At 64.2% G+C, this 5,858-nt stretch carries 7 protein-coding genes and 3 pseudogenes; all 10 read left to right on the top strand.

What is annotated here, in order from left to right; all coding sequences use genetic code 11:
* Positions 1-124, top strand: a pseudogene (locus tag JJ869_RS21485) (IS110 family transposase); the annotation flags it as partial.
* Between the two features lie 16 nt (positions 125-140).
* Positions 141-425, top strand: a pseudogene (locus JJ869_RS21490) (IS3 family transposase); the annotation flags it as partial.
* 424 nt (positions 426-849) lie between these two features.
* The gene (locus JJ869_RS21495; protein ID WP_292270610.1) at positions 850-1,203 is read left to right on the top strand and encodes a rhomboid family intramembrane serine protease; all 354 of its coding nucleotides are present in this window, start codon (positions 850-852) and stop codon (positions 1,201-1,203) included.
* A gap of 400 nt (positions 1,204-1,603) precedes the next feature.
* Entirely contained in the window at positions 1,604-3,154 is a 1,551-nt protein-coding gene (locus JJ869_RS21500) for a winged helix-turn-helix domain-containing protein (protein WP_292270612.1), read from the top strand.
* 121 nt (positions 3,155-3,275) lie between these two features.
* A complete protein-coding gene (locus JJ869_RS21505) occupies positions 3,276-3,608 on the top strand; it encodes a GYD domain-containing protein (RefSeq protein ID WP_292270615.1) in 333 nt (110 codons plus the stop codon).
* A gap of 221 nt (positions 3,609-3,829) precedes the next feature.
* A complete protein-coding gene (locus JJ869_RS21510) occupies positions 3,830-4,255 on the top strand; it encodes a nuclear transport factor 2 family protein (protein WP_292270616.1) in 426 nt (141 codons plus the stop codon).
* Between the two features lie 240 nt (positions 4,256-4,495).
* Positions 4,496-5,146, top strand: coding sequence for a sulfotransferase family protein (locus JJ869_RS21515; RefSeq protein WP_292270618.1), 651 nt, complete (start codon positions 4,496-4,498; stop codon positions 5,144-5,146).
* A 1-nt stretch (position 5,147) separates the two neighbouring features.
* On the top strand, positions 5,148-5,276 hold the full coding sequence (locus JJ869_RS21520) for a hypothetical protein (RefSeq protein WP_292270619.1): 129 nt from the start codon (positions 5,148-5,150) through the stop codon (positions 5,274-5,276).
* A gap of 12 nt (positions 5,277-5,288) precedes the next feature.
* Positions 5,289-5,531 (top strand): annotated as a pseudogene (locus JJ869_RS21525) (ester cyclase); the annotation flags it as partial.
* 49 nt (positions 5,532-5,580) lie between these two features.
* A complete protein-coding gene (locus JJ869_RS21530) occupies positions 5,581-5,769 on the top strand; it encodes a hypothetical protein (RefSeq protein ID WP_292270621.1) in 189 nt (62 codons plus the stop codon).
* Positions 5,770-5,858 lie beyond the last annotated feature (89 nt).

Here is a 5,858-nt window from a genome sequence, read left to right on the forward strand (position 1 = left end):
CATCGCTGTCGGTAATTCAAAGCTGGAAGCCATTCGCAGCCTCAAGCGCTATATCGCTCGAGAAGTCTTCGGCATCATCATGCGGCGCCAGAAACAGATCAATCAGGCTCAAATCGCCGCTTGACTCTTAGAAGGGCGTCCAGGGATCGCAATACACAAGTGAGCAGTTTCAGCGCCTTCTGCTCGACTGCGGCATCACCTGTTCAATGAGCCGGGCCGGCAACGTGTGGGACAACTCGGCAATGGAGAGTTTCTTCTCGTCGCTGAAAACCGAGCGCACCGCCCGCAAGGTCTACCGGACACGCAATCAGGCTCGTGCCGACGTGTTCGACTACATCGAGCGCTTCTACAATCCGAGGCGACGCCATTCAAAACTCGGCTACCTAAGCCCCATGGCGTTCAAGGACCGAGCTATGCAAACCTAACCCTGTGTCCACGATACCGGCAGCAGGCCAAGTGACGAGACTGGCTTATTGATCTCATAACGCGCTGTCCCTACCTTGCGGCGGCGACGATGTTGGCTCCGTTTATCTGCTCCACGCCCGCTGACAGGAGAAGCTGTTCTAGCCAGTTGATAGCGTTGCCCCGCTCTGAACAGTAAGCAAAGAACGCCCTTTGCCTCGCTCTAGTGAACGCCACTCCAATCCGCCGCGTTATCGACGCATTCTCGCAAGAGAACTTGAAAGCCAACGCGCACCCGCTGAAAATCAGCGTCGCGGCGATACTCTGGGTAAGCCTGACGCAGCCGCTCTACTCCGGCGAAGTCAAGAGCCTGAGCCAGCAGCCTATCCGCCACTGCTAGATCAGGGGGCTCGTCACACCTCCCCTGCTCGTCATGGGGGGGTGCTGATGGCGACCGCAACACGGGCCCTGTTGGCTGTGAACATGATGATAGTCGCGCTCGGCGGCAGCCTCGTCTGGATACTCGGTAGCCCTGCAATTCACGTCGGCGCATCGGGGTTGATCTTCGGCTGGTTCGGCTTCCTGATTGCACGGGGACTAGTAGATCGCTCACCCGTGACATTGGGCGCCGCAGTCGTCATCGGGGGGCTTTATAGCTCCCTCCTGTGGGGCGTGCTGCCGGGGCGACCCGGCGTGTCTTGGGAAGCCCACCTGTTCGGCGCCCTCGCGAGCGTTGCGGCAGCTCTCCTGCTCAGAAGCCCGGTCCATGCACCACGCCTGCGCGGCGTTGACCGGCCATAAGGAAAGACTTTCTCGGCCCACAGCCGACATGCAACGACCATGCCGAATGCTACGGCGCGGCCCGTCATTTCGGTCATTCGCGCACGGCGCAGCATTCTGGGACGATAAATGACTGGAGTGCGGACGTAGCGGGCGCATGCCGACCATCCGAAATTTCCCCTGAGTGGTGACCGAGTTTCTGAACCAGCCGCTGCAGCGGGGCACGATTTGCCAGAAGTTGCCCTTTCAGGCAGGCAACCTCGCCACAATCCGAAGCGGTCTTTCCCCGAACGAGCGCCCTGCACGACACGGCGGCAGGCGCGCTGCTCCGTCTTTATCCTGCGGGCATCCCAAGAAAAATTGGCGACGACCACATCCCACTCTGATACGTTGTTTCCATAGGGGACCGCGAAATCTGCCGATGGACAGCGTACGTTTCACAGAATTCACGTTGCAACGGCGCGCACGGCGGCTGGTACGGGGCGACGAAGACCTCGCCATCGGGGCGCGCGCCTTCGATCTTCTCGATCTTCTGATCGCCTGCCGGGACCGCGTCGTCGGACGCGACGAGATCATGGCGGCGGTCTGGCCGGACAGCGTCGTCGGCGAGAACAATCTCAACGTGCAACTCGCCAACCTGCGGCGGCTCTTGGGGACCGGCGCCATCGTCACGGTGCCGGGGCGGGGCCTGCGCTTCGCGCTGGAGGTCGCATCGGCCGGTCCGCTGGCACTGGCACTCCCGGACCGTCCGTCCGTCGTCGTCCTGCCCTTCGCGGATCTCGGTGGCGATCCCGCGCTGTCGTGGCTTGTCGACGGCTTCGTCGAGGATATCACGACCGAATTGTCCCGGTTCCGCGACCTCTTCGTCGTGGCGCGCAACTCGGCCTTCGTCTACCGCGACATGCCGCGCGATCTCAGGGTAATCTCGCGCGAACTGGGCGTCCGCTACGTCGTCGAAGGTAGTGTCCGCGCAACGACCGAGCGTGTGCGTGTCACAGCGCAGCTGATCGACGCCCAGACCGGGGGACATGTCTGGGCCGAGGTCTTCGACCGCGACCTTGTCGGGCATTTTGATACGCAGGCACGGGTGGCGCGGGCCATCGTGACCTGTCTCGCGCCGCAGATCGACCGGGCAGAGGCCGAGCGCATCCGCATCGCCGCGCCCGAGGATCTGACCGCGCATGGCATCGCAATCCGGGGCTGGTCCCTGGTCTCGGCCGGCGACATGGCCTACGACCCCGCACCGCGCGACAAGGCGGCCGAGCTCGGCCGGCAGGCCCTGGACCTCGATCCGACCTCGGGCCTCGCCTGGCGTGTGCTGGCCTGGGTCGCCTGGTGGAACGTCTATCACGCGACGACACCCTCCTTGCCCGACACGCTCACCGAAGGACTCGGCGCGGCGACAAACGCCATCGCGGCAGATCCGACCGACCACCACGCGCGGCGGCTGAGGGCGCTCCTGCACTTCATGAAGCAGGATGCAGGCGCGGGCCTGACCGAGCTTCGCCAGGCGCACGAGATGAACCCGAACTGCGCGGTGACGCTGGCGTGGCTTGGGCTCTACGAGGGCTTTCACGGCGACGCCGAACGCGGGGTGCCTTTGGCCGAGGCCGCGCTGCGCCGCTCTCCGCGCGATCCTTCGCGCGGCTCCCTCCTCGCGGCGCTTGGTTTCGCGCAGTTCGCCGTGCGCAATTACGACGCGGCCGCGCAGGCGGCAGAGGCTGCGCTGGCTGAAGCCGCGGGAAGCGCCACGCCCCTGATCCTCAGCACGATCGCCTGGGTCGGCGCGGGCCGCATCGACCGTGCCGGGGCGGCCTTCGCGCGCGTTGCCGAGATCGCGCCAACCCTAGTCGAGGCGCGGCTTGCGGGCCGCTGGCTCGCCTCGAACCCAGACTACCTGGCGCGCGCGCATACCTTCTTTCGCATCGCCGCCGGCCTCGCCCCGGCCGAGGCGGCGGAGACGCTCAGGTAGCGGCCAACCCGCGATTTATATCTTTTTATCCGCGTTGGGTGACGCCCCCGTCCCGGCTGAGCCACCCTGACCGAGGACCGAACGGCATCACGCCGCCGGTCGTCCCAAAGGAGAATCCGCAATGTCATTTTATCTGTATCAGCTGACCTATTCGAGCGATGCCATCAAGGGGATGGTCGCCAACCCGAGCGACCGCGAGGCGGCTGCGCGCAAGCTGATCGAGGCGCTTGGCGGCAAGCTGCACCACCTGTTCTTTTCTTTCGGCCAGTACGACGTGGTCTGCCTGATCGAGGGACCGGACGACGAGTTCATGATGGCGGGCGCCGCGGCCGTGGCCTCGGCAGGCACGGTCTCGGCCTCGGCGACGACCAAGCTGATGACGCCGTCCGATACGATGGTCGCCCTGAAGAAGGCGGGCCAAGTCACCGGCGCATATACGCCGCCGCACAGCTGAGCAGCTCTGGGGGGCCGGAACGACATCAGTCGTTCGGTCCCTTTCGGCCAGCACAGCGCTGCGGGCCTCGCAACGCCCGAAGACGGCATATCGCCGTGTCAGGGCGGTCCGCGCAAATCGGTTTTGGGATTTTTCGACCGGTGGTGCAGCGAGCGACGCGCAAACCAACCGCATTGGAACAAGCCGCCGCAGATCGCGGCCACCTGACAGGAAGAGACAACATGAACAAGTCCATGACGATGACCGACACCGCCGCCGCTTTCTTCAACACCATCGAGACGGGCAAAGGCTGGGCCGCCTGCGCGCCTTTCTGCACGCCGGGCGCAACTTTCTCCTGCCAGTCCGACGCCCTGGCGGAGATTGGCACGATCGAGGCCTATGCCGGCTGGATGGAGGGTCTGCTGAAGCTGGCGCCGGACGGCCGCTATGACATGAAAGCCTTCGCCGCCGACGAGGCGCGCGCCACGGTGCTGGGTTTTGCGGTGTTCCACGGGACGCACACAGACGAGGGCGGGCCGGTGCCGCCGACCGGGCGCAGCGTGGCTGCGGACTACGTCTATGCGATGACCTTCGACGGCCCGAAAATCAAACACATGACCAAGATTTGGAACGACGCCCAGTCGATGCGCGCCCTCGGCTGGACCTGACGCCACCGACGCGGGCCCGCGTGTCGACACCCCGGCGCTCGGGGGAGAGCAGGAGGAGCGCGCAGATGCGTTCTTACGCAGCCCGCACGGGGAGTGCGTCGACAATTACAACGAGGGGATGCTGATGGGTTACTGGTCCTTCCCCCGCTACGCACCTAGCGCCGCCACAGCAACTGGGACGGTGAACCGTTTGCCACGACCACTTCGACAACAAGCGACAACAAGCAAGGCATCGACGCAATGACTCTTCAGATCATCGGCTCCGGCTTTGGCCGGACTGGAACAATGTCGACCAAGATGGCGCTGGAAGAACTTGGCTTCGGGCCGTGCCACCACATGGTCGAGGTCATGGGCAACCCTGACCAGCCCGCGCACTGGCATGCCCTTGCCGGGGGGCATGATGTCGAGTGGGCACAGGTGTTCGCGGGGTTCACGTCGCAGGTGGATTTTCCCGGTGCCGCCTACTGGCAGGATATGCGTGTGGCCTTTCCCGACGCTAAGGTGATCCACACGGAGCGCCCGGAAGACGACTGGTGGGCCAGCTATTCCAAGACCATCGGCAAGTTCTTCGCGCATTACAAATCGCTTCCAGTGCCACCGCCCTTGATCGAATTGTTCGGGACCATGGAGATCCTGCTGGTTGACGGGGTGTTTGGCGGCCTCGATCGCGAAAGCTCGGTCGCTGCCTATCGGCGGAACAATGAAAAGGTCCGCGCCACCGTGCCAGCCGACCGGCTGCTGGTCTTCACGCCGACCGATGGCTGGGAACCGCTCTGCCGCTTCCTTGATGTGCCGATACCGGCCACCGCGTTCCCGCGCAGCAATGCCCGTGATGAATTCTGGGCGATGTTCGGCGGCGAACCGGCGGATGCCGAGCGGAAGGGGGCATAACATGACATCTGAAATCCACGCTGTAGCCGCGGCCTACACCGCCGCCTGGAACAGCGGCTCGGCCGAAGCGGTGGCGTCGTTCTACGCCGAGACGGGCGGCATCGTCATCAACCTGGGCACGCCGTGGTAAGGTCGCGCGGGCGTACACGCCATGGCGGAAGGATTCTTCGCCGATGCGCCCGACCTGAACCTGACCTGCGACGGCGTGCTCGTTGCGGGCGACCATGTCGTCTACCTGTGGACCTTCACCGGCCTCCATGCCGAAACGCGCAACCCCTTGCGGATTACCGGTTGGGAACAGTGGGACTTCAACGGCGAGGGTAAGGTCATCGCCTCGCGCGGGTGGTTCGATGCGACGGACTACGCCCGGCAAGTGACGGGATGAGAAGGCCGTGCCAAAGGCCGGACGGCAGCCTTCGCGCCGAGAATGGCACATGACCAAAGCCTCCGATAACGTGGTCGACTCTATGCCGGTCCTGCACCTGAAAGAGGGGCCGGACGGACTCTCGCGTTTTTCGGACCTCCACGTTCCGCTTAGCCCCGGCGGCTTCGCCCCGCTTGCCGCCAAGGGGTCGGCGTATTTTGTTGAAAAACTCTTCCTTGATCGAAGTCTGAACTGCTGATTCAATTCCTGAAATCGAGGGGGAGAACCGGCGATGATGGGACCGAGGCAGGAAGCACAGGCGGCGCTGTTCTATGAGTTTTCGCTGGA

Origin of the sequence: Marivita sp. (assembly GCF_017643905.1) — a bacterium.
In the GTDB taxonomy this organism is placed as follows: Bacteria; Pseudomonadota; Alphaproteobacteria; order Rhodobacterales; family Rhodobacteraceae; genus Marivita.